Genomic DNA, 15,568 nt, shown 5'->3' on the forward strand with positions numbered 1-15,568 from the left:
TTCACCGGATGAACTTGTTGGATTATCTGAACTGGCTCGATGCAAACCGTGAAGCATTTCCTGTTAAGCGCGCGACCAAGCCAATACCGAAGCATCCAGGTCGTGTGTTGCGCGAAGAATTCATCGACAAGCTTGGTATGAGCCAGTCGGATCTTGCCAGGAAACTGGACTGTCGCTTTGCGAAGATAAACGAAATCCTGAACGAGAAGCGTGCGATTACTCCTGAGTTTGCCATCCAACTCGAAGCACTCTTGGGCCTACCCGCAGAAACTTGGGTCTCCTTGCAAGCGGAATACGACCTTTGGCGAGCGCGGCAACGTGCTGCTGGGTAATCCCGATTTCCTCAGCCTGGTAGCTTCATCAGTAATCGAGTCAGACGCTGAATCAGGACGCTGGTCGCACCGTACGGTGGATATTTCGGAAGTAGATCAGCCCAAAAGGTACTGACCACGATGCCTTTATTATGGGTGAAGGCATCGAAGCCGTATTTGCCGTGACCCGAGCCTATGCCGGACGACCCAATGCCGCCAAAGGGCAAATTGTGGCTGATAAAATGCATCAGTGTAGTGTTCACGCAGCCACCACCGAACTGCACGCTGTTCATAATCTTGTCCGTCACCGCTTTGTCACGGCTAAATACGTAGAGTGCAAGTGGCTTAGGCCGCGCATTAACGACGGCAAGAGCTTCGTCCAAATTTCTGTACGTCATAATCGGTAGGATCGGACCAAAAATTTCCTCCTGCATCACGGGGTGATCCAGGTCCACGCCGTCCACAATGGTCGGCGCAAAATAGCGTGTCGCTCTATTGTGGCGACCCCCCGTGATGACGTTGGTACCCTTGAGCAGGTTGACTAAGCGATCCAAGTGACGCTCAGAGATCATACGAGCAAAGTCTGGGCTCTGTTCGGGATCTTTACCATAAGATGCCTCGATTTCTTTGGACATCGCGACCAACAGCTCGGCCTTCATGCGTTCGGGAACGAGCAGATAATCCGGCGCGATACAAGTCTGCGAGGCATTGAAAAACTTGCCCCAAACCAGCCGTTGTGCGGTCTCAGCGACCGGCGCTGAGTCGTCGATGATCGCTGGATTTTTACCACCCAGCTCGAGCGTGACCGACGTGAGTGTTTTAGCTGCCGCGGCCATAACGATTTTGCCAACACCGGGACTGCCGGTAAAAAAGATGTGGCCCCAGCCATGATTCAAAAGTGCGGTCGTCTCGGGTACGCCACCATGAACTACGGTGACGTAGTTCGGGGCAAACGTTGCTTTAATAATTTTTGCGATCACAGCCGCCGTAGCAGGGGCGAATTCCGATGGTTTAGCTACCACGCAACAGCCAGCAGCAATGGCCGAGACGAGTGGTCCCATGACGAGTTGGAACGGGTAGTTCCAAGGCCCAATCACCAGCGCGCGCCCCTTTGGTTCGGGAACTATATAGCTCAGACCAGGCTGCGCGAAGAAAGAGGTGGCTACGCGTCTTTTTTTCGCCCACTTCTTAACCTTACTCATGGCCATTTTTAGGTCGAAATAAACAACACTAAGCTCTGAAGTCATGGTTTCAAATGCAGGTTTCTTAAAATCAGCGTAGAGCGCCGCTGTGATCTCTTGTTCGTGCTCTACAATGGCGCGATAAAGCTGTTTCAACTGCTGGCGTCTAAAAGCCACAGAGCGCGTCACTCCGGTGGCGAAGAAGAGATCTTGAGCAGCGATGATTTCATCGGTCTTAGCTAGATTCGAGGAGCTTGAGTCCTGCGCGTTAGCTGTCATAAGGCACCTATCAATAAGTAGAATTACTAGTTGTGGAATTGCTTGTTGTGGAGCCAATAGCGACTAGATCGTGTTTATCGGAATCATAAAAACGCCGCATAAACCGATGCAGGGGCATACCGCGTCGCACTAGTAAGAAGTATCCCAAGACAACACTTATCAGAAGACCAGCAACGTAACCAAAGAGCATGTTGCCGAGGGCGGCGACGCAACCGCGCACGATAAAGGATGAAATCACGGCGAGAATTAACGTACCAAAAAACATCGACCCATAGGTTGCGCCGGTCAGGCTCAGGTACTCGAGCCCGGTAGGGCTTCTGCTGTCACTATCCAGACGCAGGCTCTTGTAGCACTGGTCTACGACGCCATTTTGGAGTGCTGGCGCGAAGAAGGCTCCCATGACGACCAGTGAGGTAAATACTGGACCGAAAAAGAACCACATGCCGTTGTGACGGCCAGGTTCCCAAGGCTCGTAATGGTTCATCATGGGATCGTACAGGAACCGCTGCCAACCTGTTGTATCCCAGCCGCAGGCAAGCACAAACCAAAAGACGATCCACGCTAAAAACCAGTTGAGATTCGCTTTGTAATATTCTTTTTGCCGCGCCAAGCGGTAACCCACCCAGTAGCCGATGATTCCCTGTGTTACGTTCGTGACTCCGAATAACGTCACGAGCCACGGGGGTATTTGATCCAGTGAAGTCGCAACCTGCATAGTCTCCCAGCGTGGGAATGCCCATAGTAGGAATAGTCCCGAGGGGCCGAAGTAGCACGATAGGTAAACAAGAAGTCTAATGAAGTGGCGGTTGTTAAACGCCTTCGGTTCTTCGCTTAATTGTCGCGCTGAAGCAGCTGCAAAGGAGGCACCAAACGCATAGGACCAGATGACATCGACCTGTACCATCAGTGCTTACCTCCCGTGTCCTGAGTCGGGCTTCGATCACCACCGTAAAGCGGACTTACTATCCAGTGAAAGAGCCGTCCCTTCGGGATGGCAACGGCGTAAATCAGAGTGGCACTCAGTGGCAGTCCCAGGAGATAGCCAACGGGTACATTGCCAGACAGCTCAGCAATCGTGCGCACAATCATCGCGGCACCGATGGCCAGGACCAGTGTGACGCCGAACCAAGTGTAGACATAGCGTCGCATCACGTTGAGCGCGGCTCCTAGGCGAAAGGGTTCGCCGCTCTCTTTGCGCATTATTTCGTAGTTTATGCGAAATACACCCCGTGACAACATCGGTACGAACACGGCGCCCATAGTGACCAAGGTGAGGAATACTGGGCCTGTAAAAAACTGCCAGCCGTTGTGCTGACCAACCTGCCACGGCACTCCGTTGTTCATGACGGGATCGTAGAGGAAACGCTGGTAACCCGTAGTATCCCACCCCGAGACAAGCACGAACCAGAAGACGACCCAGGCGATCATCCAGTTGAGATGTGCTTTGTAGTATTCGTGGCGACGGCTAAACCGCCATCCGACCCAGAACCCGATTATGCCCTGGGTGACGTTAGTGATACCGAAAAATGTCACCAGCAATGGATTGAGATCAGACGCCTTGCTGGCAACTTGCATGGTCTCCCAGGCCGGAAATGCTGTCAGGAGATACAGTCCGGACGGCGCAAAAAATATACCGAGGAAGAGCAAGGCGAGCATGTAGTAGCGATTGCCAAACGGCTCGCGCTCGTGCGCAAGCTCCCTGGTCGCTGCGGCCGCGAAACTAGCGCCGTAGGCGTAAGACCAAATCACATCGACTTGCACCATAAGTAACCTCCCCGTCCCTATTGCCAATATCGGTAGAATGCGGCTTTGACTTAAGGTGTTAATAGTCCTTGTTATTTTACATTGTTCTTATCCAAGATTAGTGCTGATTAGGGATTAGTTTCGGGTGCTTAGATGTCTTCATCCGTGCCTATGCGGTGGTGCCTTTTTTGATCCATAAGAAAAGCTAGCCTGTCGCCGCCCAGATGACGGAGAGCGGGCAAAAGCTCAGATTGTATGCACTAAGCCGCGGGGATCGATTGAACCATCGCAGGGAGCGCAAACGACGCTGTATGCGCTCCTTGCAACCGAAGTCGCCTCACACAGCGGTAAGTATTTTAGTCAGGTTGGATTTTACCGCACTAAAGACGCCACTAAGGGTGGTTGGCCGTTACACTCGCCCAATCCGCATGCCCATGACGAACAAATAGGTAACCGTTTGGATCTTTTAAGTCGTCAATTAGTCGGACTTTCAGAGAGAATAGCCTAGACTTATTTGCGGGTTCTTTAGCGCTAACTCAAATTAGATCTTCGGTCTCGAGAACTGTGTAGCAGGAATGATCATATATTGACTATCACCAGGCTTGCGCCACAGTAGACTCATAGCGATGTAAATAGGTGGTCCCTGAAAGTAGTCGAGCTGAATGTCATGGAGTCCTGCCTCTAGATAGACTTGATCGTTTGTGACCGTAGAAATTGCATGCACGGTGTCGTTGCGGACGATGACGCGACCATCAATGTAGAGGAGTGAGCCGTCGTCGGACTGAGTTTGGAAGCCGTAGTAGCCAGATTCCGGTATGAGGATCTGGGCGCGAAACCGGATAGCAAACCAGCTGGTCAGATTAGGATAGCCGGGAAAGCCCTGCTCGTAAGGTGTATTTGGTACATCAATGCGAGGCATGACGATAGATGACAGTGGTGCGCCGCTAAACCATGACGATTTAATGCGGGCGCTATTATTACGCTCTGCCAGGGGCACTTGAAAAACATTGCCGACTAGGCCAGGAGTGCGTCCATCATCAGCTACACCGAGAGCACCGTCAGCTTTAAGGCGCACCGTGCACGATGCTTTAATGCCGGTGGTGTTGGTAGCAACTACAGCGATATCAAGGCTCGTAGCAATCCTGCTGGGACCTCGATAACGCACCGTATCCGCGTCTAGGATGTCAATCGTCCCGAAGTCGCCAGGCTGATTGCCAGAGTCGATGGCGAAGGTAAGGGGGCCGTCGCCAGACCAATTAAAATCTGACATTTGATTGGCGGCTACGATCGTGGCACTGCTTTCACATTTGGGCGGAGTGATTTGCGGAGTCACTGGTGATGTCACACCTATAGGTGGAACCATGGGCGCTGGTAAGCCTCCCTGCGGCAATGGCGCTGGAGCGGAGGCTGGTTCAGGCCTTGCACCTGTTTCCGACGTAGTCCTCAGTTCCGGTGATCCCGCTTGAGCTAAGGGCTGGCTCGGCGCCGCGGCGATGAGCGATGTCGTATTGTCATTCACCTCATTCACCGGTTCAAGGCGCGTGACTTTTGGCGGGGTGTTCCGCGTTTTCTTCAAGTCTGCAGACTCACCTGCTGGAGACTCTGTAACAGGCATAGTCGACGGAGTAAAGCTGGAGTCGGGTCCGCAGCTGAGGGAGCATACAAGGCTTAGAGACGCTAAATGAACTTTGCACATACACACTCCTCTAGGTAATTGACGTGCGCACACCGCCGCCAAAGACGGGTGCCACGCTCGGAACGACCTAAGAGAAACTTGAGAGATTTTTTTTCGCGTTTAATTGATGAGCAGATTTTGCAGTAGGATTGATGGATTAAAATTTAGTCTCAAGTTTTGCGAAGATTTGGCCCAGTACGGTGTCGATTTCCGCTGATGCAGAAATCGCTTGGTTCCGCCGGTAGACTAAGTTCTCGAGTATTTTTACTAATGGGCCTTCAGTGCCGATGCCCATGATTAAGTGAATTTGATTAACATTTCTGTATATCGACTGTATTTGTCCGTTTTTATTAACCACGATCAAAAGCGAATCCGCTAGTTGGAAGGTTACGCCATTGTGAACCGTAGGCACCCCAAAGTACTTGCTTATTTTGCTATCAATGATCTCCATTTTGTTGCCCGCATTTTTGACAACGCGTTCGGCATGAGAGCACTCACATTCTTTTTCCGTTGATTGCGGTAGGTAGTAGTAGAGTGACCCAGATGAGATATTTTGGGAGTCTTGTTCGAAAATTGAACGCGCACTTAAAGGCAGAGGTTTTCCCACTTGCAGCGGACCGTAAATCTGCAGGCGTTCTGGTAAAAGATTTATCCCTAGTAAGCCTATGACACTTAAAAGAGTTGAAATGAATGCTAAACGCATCATGTTTTGTTTCATATCACCTCCATAATGCCGACATGATATTCATCAAGGCGACTGTTGGCGAGGTGTTGGAAAATCAGCTCCCATTTCGTTAAGTCTGTCACAGTGATGCAGCCTTTTGATCTCGAACCCGGATGGATATATCGCTCTCCCTCATCCCCGATACGGAACCAGCTTTCAGCATGTTTTGCCGAAGATCTGAGTCGTCGTCCGCCTTGGTGCGGTGCATCCGGAAGCGAGATTTTGTAGCTCCCTGGAAATATCATGTCGCGAGCATCAAGGGGCAATACTGCAAATTCCCCCAATGAATTAATTTGGAGTATCCATCTGTCACGAAATAATTTGAGAGAACTAGCTGGATTTCGGCCAGTCAACGGGCAGAGATGTGTGAATCGATTTTTGTCAGTGGTAATGCTAGCTGTAACGCCTTTATAATTTCCCTCAAGTATCTCGAATTGCTCTCTTTCGTTCTTTATAGATTTTAATTCTACAGCCGTCCCAGAGGCCAGCGGTACTAATGCCCCGCTAGCCAACTTTGCAAATACCCATCCGTTTGGTTCAACATCCCCAATTTGGGCCGTCCCAGGTGATTTAGAGACTGCGAGTTTCACATCCAGCACGGCTATTAAATTTCTTTCACCGCGTCCGGCCCCATTGATTGTGATGTTTGTTTCGATTTGTTGTGCATCAATGATTGATGCTGCCGTATCGATATTTAAATTTTGTTCACCAATATCATCAGATACAGGATCAATTTCTTTGGCTAGTAATCTGATGTTTATTTTTTCAATTTCAGTAGCTAGGAGAAAAGTCATCATGGAATATTTTGGTAGCAGTAATTTGTCGTCTTCCTTTTTTAGCCTCAGGCATACTTGGCTCTCGCCCGATGATATTTCCAATTGGTAATCATTGCCGAGATCATCACCTCGTATATTGGCGCTTAAAACGGGATGCTTCTTACAATAGCTGGATCAATTTTTTTGATATTCATGAATTGCTATATTTCTAAAGCCAATCATTCGTCTCATGTTCGTAGCTAACAATGGCGACAGAATGCCGGCATTTTCCAGAATGGTGAAGACCTCTCTGGAGGTCCTTGGAACGCTAAGGTTTCGGTATGCACATACCCAATTGGCAAGATCTAGGGCCTGCTCGCAGGCACGCTGTAAATTTAGAATTGTCACATCGAGAGCATTTTGGTCACTGAAAGTGGGATTTAAAGACGCCATTTCAGAGACTCTAGTAAGACATCGTCTGATGGAGTCGATTTTCAAAAGAGGCGTTTCCATCCTTCTGCTCCTAACCTTTTTTTTAGTATAGGCTCTCTCTCTTCATTCAGCATTTGATAGCTACGCAGTGCTCTCATGATCAATGTGGCTAAATCATTTTCATTCTGTACAATCAACTTCTTGCCATTCCGGATAATTTCTGCTTGAAGAGTTGGAGGCGCTTCGACGAAATCAATCAGATCTAAAGCAATCCCCCACTTTGCCAGTGCTAACTCTTTTATATCTTCGCTTTGATCAAATGTAATTTTCTCCCGGGTAAAAATAGCGAGATCGACATCACTTTCGGGGTTAGCACGTCCACTCGCGACAGAGCCAAAAACATATATAGCCACAGGCTTAAGCCGCTGAGAAATTAATGCTGCAAGACTAAGCAGAGAGCTGTCTGTAGAAAATTCGGTCATTGATGCCTTCTCCAGATCTCATTGTAGCAGATCTCGCAACGCGTCCCACTCCACTTATTCACGAACCTGCAACAGTAAGTGCTGTCTAATGCGTATGCATTCATGTAGTCAGATCCTGATAAGATCTTATTGCGTGACCATTTCTGCAGTCTACCGACTTCACCGCCGCCCACACACTTCACTCAAAATAAGCTGGTGCTCATCAAGGTTGCCCTCGATGTAGTCAGGATCAAATTCGTTTTCCATCGGCTTTGCCGGACCAAGGTTGATATTAATAGCGTTGGCCGGTGCAGGGACCGTATTCAATGGCCCACGGTAGTAATACTGAGAGTCTTGGTACGGGAGCTGAACCGACTTCAGTCTAACGACAAACTTGAATGATTTCGGCACAGTCTCCACCACCGTAATACGGCGATAGATCTGTCTACCTTCGTAGCCGCTAACCTGTTTGTAGGCCGTTATGAGCTCAGTAGCAGATTGATCTTTAATCTCGTAGCCGCTCAGTAGCAGCGACTTGCGTATCTCGGTGAGTGAGGTGTTTGTGCATGTCGTCAGCCGGTCGATTTCGGATTGAGGGAGTGCGCGCAGGTGAGCACAGCTCGCGACGGACATCAGTGTCATTCCTAAGGTCGTACGGATTAAAAATCGAGAGCTTCTTGCACGCATCATACCCTGCCACTGTCGTCAGTTAGAGTTTCTAAAATAACACCATAAAATACCCTTGCCGCTCCTATTGTAACACACCGTAACTATGCCGGTAGTCTTTAGCCCGTGCTTTTTACTTAAGTCGCAGACCAGATTTGCAGATAATGCGTACACCTCTGGAGGGACCGATGCGTTATGCCGGATTTTTGGCCGCTGCAGGCATTTTGGTAGCATGTCTATTGGCTTGCCAATCCGAGTCTAAAATGAACGGCTCCTCGACCACAGCACCGCAAAAAAAGGCACCTAAAGGAGCCGAAAAGACTGACGCTTGTCTCAGTATTTTAAACGCTCAGGATTCCGCACCGCATCCCCAATTAGTGAAATTGTGGAACTATGGCTTCAATTCACTCGATGAGGTTAAAGCTGGCAAGAGAGCCTGGTGGGGCTGGACGGGAATCATCATAGGAAAGAATTCCATACTCTCCGTCAATAGGATCTTTCCCGAAGATCCTAATCCTCAGCCCATCAAAATACAGTTTAGTGGTGATACCGATGCTAGTGATGAGCATTTAGCTTCTCTCCCGCAAATCGAGCGAGTCATTTTTCATCCTTCGGTCAAGCAGGTGCAGAATATTCAGACTCAGGCAACTGGGTCGCCGCAAGCTACCAACGCGACAACCAGCACGAATGTTGGACCGGTAGTCAGCGATGCCTTAAAAAATATCATCAAGGAAGTCGTTATTCTCAAGGCCCCAACCTCAAGTCTCACCGGTTACTTTAAAGTAAGCGAAAACCGCCGCAAGCCTGGTGAGTCAGTAAATCTTGTAGGTATCGGTGATCGTCGCGATCTTGATTACAATACGGAGAGACTTGTTGGCCCTGCCGTTGGTAGTAATGTGTTACTCGATCAAGCGTTACTGCCGCAGGAGTTAAGCTGGCTAAATACCGAGACCGGTTATGTGATTGGTGGACGCCGCGTGAATGTGACGAACACATCGACCACTGACAGTATGCCGGCTCACGGTGATGGTGGCTCAGCCTTGGTTCAAGGTAATACGCTGCTAGGCATGAATATCCTGTATGACCAACAGAACATGAGGGGAGTGTTGGGCAAGGAAACCCTGGCGTTTTACCTCGATCTCTCGAGTCCCTTCGCCAAGGAACTCATCGCCAGTGCGATCGATCAAAAGGCCGAAATAGCCAAGGAGTCGGATCCTACAACAGCAACGATGCAGCGGTGTACGCCGGGCCAGAAATAGTCTCAGTTTGCTAACTTGCGGAATGCTTGGCCTTTGACTACTCTAGAACGAATCATCCTCCCACCGATTCACCTCTAGACTTTGAAGGGCCAAGTCATGGTTCCTTTTGTGAGATATCGTGGCACAGCATGCTTCAGCTTCCTCGTGGCGTCGCTTAGCCTAGGCAGTGGCTGCAAAAGCACGGGTCGCAGTGATCCAAAGGATATCTCCATGGAAGTGGCAGATGTCCTCGACGAGCATAAGTGGATTCAGTCTTGCGACCTCGAGTTAAAAAACCCAGCAACCTCGCCCAAGGCTAGGGCTGATCTGGAGCGCCTCGCGGGCACCTCAGATTGCCAGGCAGCCTATCCTGTCGTTAGGGCTACGGTGCTCAATTACCTTGATCCAAAGGGGAACTGACTATGTTCCGTTTTAGTCTTCGCTGCGTCCTTCCTATGGCAGCGTGCGCGCTGCTGAGCCTAGACGCCTACGGTGTCACCGTGATGACCAATTGGGAGACTTATACCCAAGGGGAAGAGCAAGAGGCAGCAGATGTCGCCAATGACCTTATTGGCCTCATTCAGGCAGAATACCGCGATCAGGGCAAAAGAGTCATGCGTGATGCCCATCCGCGTGGCATTGGCTGTACTGCGGCACGTTTCACGGTGAACGCTGACTTACCCCCCAAATACCGGACCGGCGTATTTGCGACACCCGGTCAGAGCTACGATGCGATCATACGGTTCTCAAGCTCTCTAGGTCCAGTTGGCGATAACAAGCCCGATGCCAGGGGTATGGCAATCAAGCTTTTCGACGTGCCGGGAACTAAGCTCCTCGAAGATCAACCGCAGGCAACCACGCAGGATTTCTTGCTGATCAACTTCCCTATTTTCCCCGCTCCCACCACGCATGATTTTGCCGGACTCATCAAGATTAGGAAGGATCCCAAAGCGATCGTTAGCTACCTGTTTGAGAGTCCCATTGGCCATGCTTTGGTCCTCAAGAATGCTCTTGCTCTGACCTCGGGTAATCCCAACAACGGTAAGAGCCTTGCGGCCATGGACTTCTTTAGTCAGACGCCTTACCTACTGAGTGGGCCAGAGGTGAACAGTCCCGTGAAATATGCTGTGCGGCCCTGCCAAGCAGTCACCTCGCGACCACTGAACGGCACAGACACGGAGCTTCGTGACGACTTACAAGAACGTTTGGACCAAGGATCTCTATGCTACAGATTTGCCGTGCAGTTTTTTGTCCCCAATCAGCCCAATAATCCCAATCTTCAAGTTATGGAAGTGGAGGATCCCTCCAAAGAATGGAAGCAGGACAAAGCCCCGTTCGTCGACTTTGCAACCATTGAAATTCCGCCCCAAACCTTTCGTACCGATAAAAGGCTCGCCTACTGCGATGCCTTGTCCTTTCAACCATGGCATGCAATCGCGCAGCATCAACCTCTTGGTAATATCAACCGCGCGCGCAAAACTATCTACGAGGCCATTTCCAACTATCGTCACAAGGCTAACATCGAGGCCGGTCTTTATCCGGAACCCACCAGCTTAGTACCGTGGAATGACCTCAAAGATTCCACTTACCGCGAGTGGCAAGCCATCAAGGTGCCAGCCACGCGCGAGTGAGCGAACACTAACTCTTGTGGCGCGGTGCATCACCCGCCGCTTTTTTCTTGTCCTGTTGTAGGTAGGCAAAGGCCTTGAGTGCCTTGAGCCTAGCAGCCCCGTGATCGACCAGAGGACGGGGATAATTCTTGCCAATGGTGACACCGGCTGCACTCAGTACATCCTTTGGAGCTTCAAAGGGACGGTGTATCCACTTCGCTGGTAAGCGGGCAAGCTCAGGGCACCAGCGCCGCAGGTAAACACCATTGGCGTCAAATTTCTCGCTCTGCCCGAGTGGGTTAAAGACACGGAAGTAAGGCGCAGCGTCGGCACCGCATCCGCCGATCCACTGCCAGCCAAGTGTGTTGTTTGCCAGGTCAGCATCGACCAGGGTATCCCAAAACCATTTGGCCCCCTCTTGCCAGGTGATCAGCAGGTCCTTGACGAGAAAAGAGCCTACGATCATCCGCACGCGGTTGTGCATCCAACCCGTATGCCAAAGTTGACGCATCCCGGCATCGACAATGGGGTATCCGGTCATGCCGCGTTGCCAGGCTTTCAGGTGCTCTGGGGATGACTCCCAGGGAAAGTGACCGAACTCGGGCCGCAGCGGCGCGTTGACGGTTGCTGGAAAATGAAAGAGTAGGTGGTGGGCAAATTCACGCCACCCAAGTTGCCTGAGAAAGGCCTCGCCACCAGTGCCCTCGCCCGGTTTGATCGCGGCTTTAGCGCCGGCCATGGTCGTCCAGATGCGGCGCGGGCTAATCTCGCCCAGCGCAAGATAGGGACTGAGCTGGGACGTGGCCGCGATAGCTGGAAAGTCGCGCTCGGCGATGTATTTGGGAGCAGACGGCAAGAATTTTTGTAGGATCGCGTGGGCGCCCGTCTCGCCTGGAGTCCACGTGGCCTCCATGCCTTCATCCCAAGGAATCTGTGGTTTCAGTGCGAGCTTGCTGATGGCGAGCGACTTGGGCCATGCGCTCGGTGCTGGAAGGCGGCTGACCGGGGCCTCTGGTGCCGCAGGTGCCCCCGAGGCTAAACAGGCGCGCCAGTAAGGCGTGTAAACTTTGTAGGGCTCGCCACTTTTATTTTTAATGGTCCAGGGCTCGTAGAGTAGGGCGCCGTTCAGGCTTTCCGCCGCACAGCCAAGATCTTTGAGCGCGGTTTTGATGTGACTATCACGGGCAATGATGCTCGGCTCATAGCGGCGATGCCAGTAAACGGCAGTGGCTTTGGTGGTTTTGACGAGATCGAGTAATTCCGTCTCTGCTGAACCAGACCTAACGATGAGGCGGGAGCCGAGTGCCTCTAGATCGCGACTCAACGCCTGGAGTGAATGATGGAGCCACCACTTGGTGGCACTGCCGGCTGCGGCATCACCTTCGTCAGCATCAGGGCTATGGATGTAAACGGGAATAACTGGCGCGCCGCGTTTCACGGCGGCGCTCAGAGCTGGGTGGTCGTCCAGACGCAGGTCGCGACGAAACCAAACTATGGTGCTCATAAACTCCAATCTCCCGTCGGTTGGTACAATAAATCTCGTTTACTTCTGATTGCTTACTTCTTCTTGGCAAGGGCCTCTTCTTGCTGTCGCAGCTCGAGCATCGTTTTGACGCTCGTGGCAACGGCCTGCGCCATGACAGTCTCGTCGCCTGGGGCGATGCCAAGGTCCTGGGGGATATCGGGGGTAGCGAAAGGTTTACTCGGTAGTGACGACACTTGCCAAATACTTTTAGCTCCCTTGCCAGCATAGAGATCGAAACTCACCTTGGCCGTAACGGTTGCGGTGTTGTCGGCCTTGGCGCCCTCCGGTTTTCTGCGGGACAGTGCAAAGCCGATACTCACGAGGCCATCCACGCCCAATGCTCGGCGGAGTTGATCACGGTATTTGGGGGATAGATTGACTTGTTCCTCCTGCGACAGAATGCCCGTAGGGCGAATGTCGCTACTGAGGAGGTGATTGGAGAATTTAGCGGCCAGTAGGCTGTACATACTCTGTCCGCTCACGCGCTCTAACGGCAAGACTTGCCAGCCACGAGCAGCAGCCAGGTCTCCTGCCACTTGGCGATAAAACTTGGCGGCAGATTTGAAAGTATGATCGAGTCGAAGCTGCGGGCCGCCCTTGGGTTGCACGATCGAGAACCCAATAATCGCCACAGTTTTAACTTTTGCAGCGGCACGAAGGTCAGGCTTGGTGACACATCCCGACCAGGTAAAGAGACCCAAGTAAGTCAGTACTACCGCCATACATGCGGCACGACGCGAAACGCGTCGAGAGATTTCAGTGTCGCTCGTCATGCGTCCACCTGGTTGCGAGTAAGGAGCAATTTCCAGGCAATCATAGTATTTAATGTTAAAATGTTCACTCCTTAACCGACGGAGGATAGGCTCATGAGCGCACTGCAGCAGCCTGGACGCTTGGCCCGTTTGCTCGATGTGCAGCCGGTGGCGCCCCGAGTCTACGTCGGCCAGAGTGAGCACTTGGGCTTTCAGTCCTTATTTGGTGGGCAGGTACTTGGACAAGCCGTCGTGGCCTCGTCGCGCACAGTATCCTTGGACCGCCCCATACACTCATTGCATGCTTATTTCCTCCGCCCTGGATCCCAAGAGGAGGAGGTGCGCTACGAGGTCGAGGTGATTCGTGATGGCACCAGTTTCGCGACGCGGCGTGTGGTTGCCGTACAAAGTAGCGGGACCATATTCTGCATGATCGCCTCCTACCAAAGGCAAGAGGAGGGCTTCGAACATGGTCCGTCGATGCCATCGGTCATTGGGCCTGACTCACTGATTAACGATAAAGAGATCGTACGTAAGGTGGCCCATCTTTTGCCGGTGAAGGATCGTGACCGTCTACTTGCGGACTACCCGGTCGAAATCCGGTCGGTAGAAAAAATTGATCTGGCGAACCCAAGCAAAAGACCACCATATATGCATTCCTGGCAACGTGTGCACGAACAGCTGCCCGATGATCCGATACTGCATCAAGGTGCTTTGGCCTACGCTTCGGATTTCGGGCTACTCACCGTATCGCTACTGCCGCATGGAGCGACCCTACTGACCCCTGGGCTTAAGTTGGCAAGTGTCGATCACGCCATGTGGTTCCACCATCATCGGCCCTGGACAGGGTGGCGCCTGTACGCGCGCGACAGCCCTATTGCAGCTGGAGGGCGCGGCATGAACCACGGCCAGATTTACGATGCCGACGGCACTTTGGTGGCTTCGACGGCCCAGGAGAGCCTCATCCGGGTATCAAAACGTCCTTAGTAGCCACCGCGTCGGATATAACCTCGAGATTTAATTGAGAAGCTAAAGTTTTTTTGCCAATGACCGATAAGAAGGGCGGTCTGAAAGTCGAGGAACTTATGGCAGCTGTCGCCAATGGCAGGCTGAAGGTACCGCGGATGAGTAGTGTGCCGGCAAAGTGGAAGCTAACGTTAGGGTCACGGATTTTACCGGCTCTCATGATGAGCGGTGCTCTAGCTTGTGTACCGAATACCCGCGAAGAGAACCTCCGTAGCGGCAGCAAGGTTGCCAGTGTTAATAACAAGCAGCAACAACCAGAAAAGAAAAAGTGTTTAGGCGTTGTCGGCGGCGCCCCGACGGTGGAACACCCTCAGGTCGGCTTTATATTTCAAACAGACAAACGCTTTAGGAGCGGTTGCACAGGTACGTTCCTCAGCGATACCACCATGCTCACAGCCAGTCATTGTCTGACCGATAGTCCAGACGGTGGGATGCTCTACATACCAGGAGATGCAATCGACCTTGGGCAAGCGAACATCGAGGCCTCCTTGGGTCGTGGGGTGCCAGCCGTAAAAGCTTTTATTGGAGCACCTAGTCTCACGAAAGATAAACCAAAAGTTAAGGGATTGGACGATCACGAGCGGGATATTGCCGTTTTGGTATTTCCCTCGGGGACTTTCAAATCATTTGCCTCGATTTTATCAACGCCGCTTACCGAAGATCAGGATTTAACTTTGGTCGGCTACGGTGATACCGTCGCCCCTAATTACAGTCCTGGGCCGTCAGCGCCGCCAGCCCCGCCAGCACCGTCCCCTCTTGAAGTTAAAAGGTCGGGAACCAACCGCTTAGCCAAAATGGCTAGAGAGATGCGCGCCGAGTTTCATCCCGACTTTTACTTCGTGGTTGGGGACGCCAGCTCTAACGGTGAAACTAATAATGGAAAGGCAGTCGTGGGTTATGGCGATTCTGGTGGCCCCTTGCTGCTCAAGCAGTTGGTGGCTGCGGTGGCTTCAGCCGGTGGCATTGCGCCTCCAGAATTTAAGCCTTACATCAACAATGCTGAGAGTTTTTCTGCCTATGTCTCTCTACAGTCTACCTTCGCTAAAGAATTCCTGCAGCGTGCCATCGACGGTGGGGCTACGATGAATTTCGCCGCCAGGCCCTTAGAGGCTGATGTGACGAAAACGGAGAACGCCGCGGTCACAGTCGCCCAGTGCGAGTGATGAGACGGTGCGATGGTGAGCCACTTC

General features: G+C 51.8%; 17 protein-coding genes. 6 read left to right on the forward strand and 11 right to left on the reverse strand.

Annotation, left to right across the window (positions count from 1 at the left end):
- Positions 1-8 precede the first annotated feature (8 nt).
- On the forward strand, positions 9-332 hold the full coding sequence (locus tag FJ146_07470; GenBank protein MBM4251795.1) for a HigA family addiction module antidote protein: 324 nt from the start codon (positions 9-11) through the stop codon (positions 330-332).
- An 11-nt stretch (positions 333-343) separates the two neighbouring features.
- Here the strand turns inward: FJ146_07470 and FJ146_07475 are convergent, their stop codons facing one another.
- The 9 genes from FJ146_07475 to FJ146_07515 form a co-directional block, all read right to left on the reverse strand.
- A complete protein-coding gene (locus FJ146_07475) occupies positions 344-1,771 on the reverse strand; it encodes an aldehyde dehydrogenase family protein (protein MBM4251796.1) in 1,428 nt (475 codons plus the stop codon).
- A gap of 10 nt (positions 1,772-1,781) precedes the next feature.
- Complete coding sequence (locus FJ146_07480; protein MBM4251797.1) at positions 1,782-2,675, reverse strand: hypothetical protein; 894 nt, start codon at positions 2,673-2,675, stop codon at positions 1,782-1,784.
- Complete coding sequence (locus tag FJ146_07485; GenBank protein ID MBM4251798.1) at positions 2,675-3,535, reverse strand: hypothetical protein; 861 nt, start codon at positions 3,533-3,535, stop codon at positions 2,675-2,677. Before FJ146_07485 ends, FJ146_07480 begins: the two co-directional genes overlap by 1 nt.
- Positions 3,536-4,055: 520 nt before the next feature.
- A complete protein-coding gene (locus tag FJ146_07490) occupies positions 4,056-5,210 on the reverse strand; it encodes a hypothetical protein (GenBank protein MBM4251799.1) in 1,155 nt (384 codons plus the stop codon).
- 136 nt (positions 5,211-5,346) lie between these two features.
- Positions 5,347-5,907 (reverse strand): hypothetical protein, encoded by a 561-nt coding sequence (locus FJ146_07495; GenBank protein MBM4251800.1) that lies wholly within the window; start codon positions 5,905-5,907, stop codon positions 5,347-5,349.
- Positions 5,904-6,791 carry a DUF2778 domain-containing protein gene (locus tag FJ146_07500; protein MBM4251801.1) on the reverse strand — a complete coding sequence of 296 codons (888 nt, stop codon included), beginning with the start codon at positions 6,789-6,791 and terminating at the stop codon, positions 5,904-5,906. The genes FJ146_07495 and FJ146_07500 overlap by 4 nt, the downstream gene beginning before the upstream one ends.
- Positions 6,792-6,863: 72 nt before the next feature.
- A complete protein-coding gene (locus FJ146_07505) occupies positions 6,864-7,181 on the reverse strand; it encodes a DUF86 domain-containing protein (protein ID MBM4251802.1) in 318 nt (105 codons plus the stop codon).
- A complete protein-coding gene (locus FJ146_07510; GenBank protein ID MBM4251803.1) occupies positions 7,163-7,582 on the reverse strand; it encodes a nucleotidyltransferase domain-containing protein in 420 nt (139 codons plus the stop codon). The genes FJ146_07505 and FJ146_07510 overlap by 19 nt, the downstream gene beginning before the upstream one ends.
- Positions 7,583-7,741: 159 nt before the next feature.
- Positions 7,742-8,194 (reverse strand): hypothetical protein, encoded by a 453-nt coding sequence (locus tag FJ146_07515; protein ID MBM4251804.1) that lies wholly within the window; start codon positions 8,192-8,194, stop codon positions 7,742-7,744.
- Between the two features lie 221 nt (positions 8,195-8,415).
- Between FJ146_07515 and FJ146_07520 the strand changes: the two genes are divergently transcribed.
- The 3 genes from FJ146_07520 (at position 8,416) to FJ146_07530 (ending at position 11,096) form a co-directional block, all read left to right on the forward strand.
- Positions 8,416-9,486, forward strand: a complete 1,071-nt coding sequence (locus FJ146_07520; protein MBM4251805.1) for a hypothetical protein — start codon at positions 8,416-8,418, stop codon at positions 9,484-9,486.
- A 96-nt stretch (positions 9,487-9,582) separates the two neighbouring features.
- Positions 9,583-9,885, forward strand: a complete 303-nt coding sequence (locus FJ146_07525) for a hypothetical protein (GenBank protein MBM4251806.1) — start codon at positions 9,583-9,585, stop codon at positions 9,883-9,885.
- Positions 9,886-9,887: 2 nt separating this feature from the next.
- The gene (locus FJ146_07530) at positions 9,888-11,096 is read left to right on the forward strand and encodes a catalase family protein (protein MBM4251807.1); all 1,209 of its coding nucleotides are present in this window, start codon (positions 9,888-9,890) and stop codon (positions 11,094-11,096) included.
- A gap of 7 nt (positions 11,097-11,103) precedes the next feature.
- On the opposite strand, the gene FJ146_07535 is transcribed toward FJ146_07530, so the two are convergent.
- The gene (locus tag FJ146_07535; GenBank protein MBM4251808.1) at positions 11,104-12,579 is read right to left on the reverse strand and encodes a deoxyribodipyrimidine photo-lyase; all 1,476 of its coding nucleotides are present in this window, start codon (positions 12,577-12,579) and stop codon (positions 11,104-11,106) included.
- Positions 12,580-12,632: 53 nt separating this feature from the next.
- The gene (locus tag FJ146_07540) at positions 12,633-13,373 is read right to left on the reverse strand and encodes a hypothetical protein (protein ID MBM4251809.1); all 741 of its coding nucleotides are present in this window, start codon (positions 13,371-13,373) and stop codon (positions 12,633-12,635) included.
- Positions 13,374-13,466: 93 nt separating this feature from the next.
- On the opposite strand from FJ146_07540, the gene FJ146_07545 reads away from it, so the two are divergent.
- Together FJ146_07545 and FJ146_07550 are read left to right on the forward strand one after the other, a co-directional pair.
- Positions 13,467-14,339: an acyl-CoA thioesterase II gene (locus FJ146_07545; GenBank protein ID MBM4251810.1), complete on the forward strand. Its 873-nt coding sequence runs from the start codon at positions 13,467-13,469 to the stop codon at positions 14,337-14,339.
- 59 nt (positions 14,340-14,398) lie between these two features.
- Positions 14,399-15,541, forward strand: a complete 1,143-nt coding sequence (locus FJ146_07550; protein ID MBM4251811.1) for a S1 family peptidase — start codon at positions 14,399-14,401, stop codon at positions 15,539-15,541.
- Positions 15,542-15,568: the final 27 nt, after the last annotated feature.

It is taken from the genome of Deltaproteobacteria bacterium (assembly GCA_016874735.1).
Taxonomy (GTDB): Bacteria; Bdellovibrionota_B; Oligoflexia; order Oligoflexales; family CAIYRB01; genus CAIYRB01.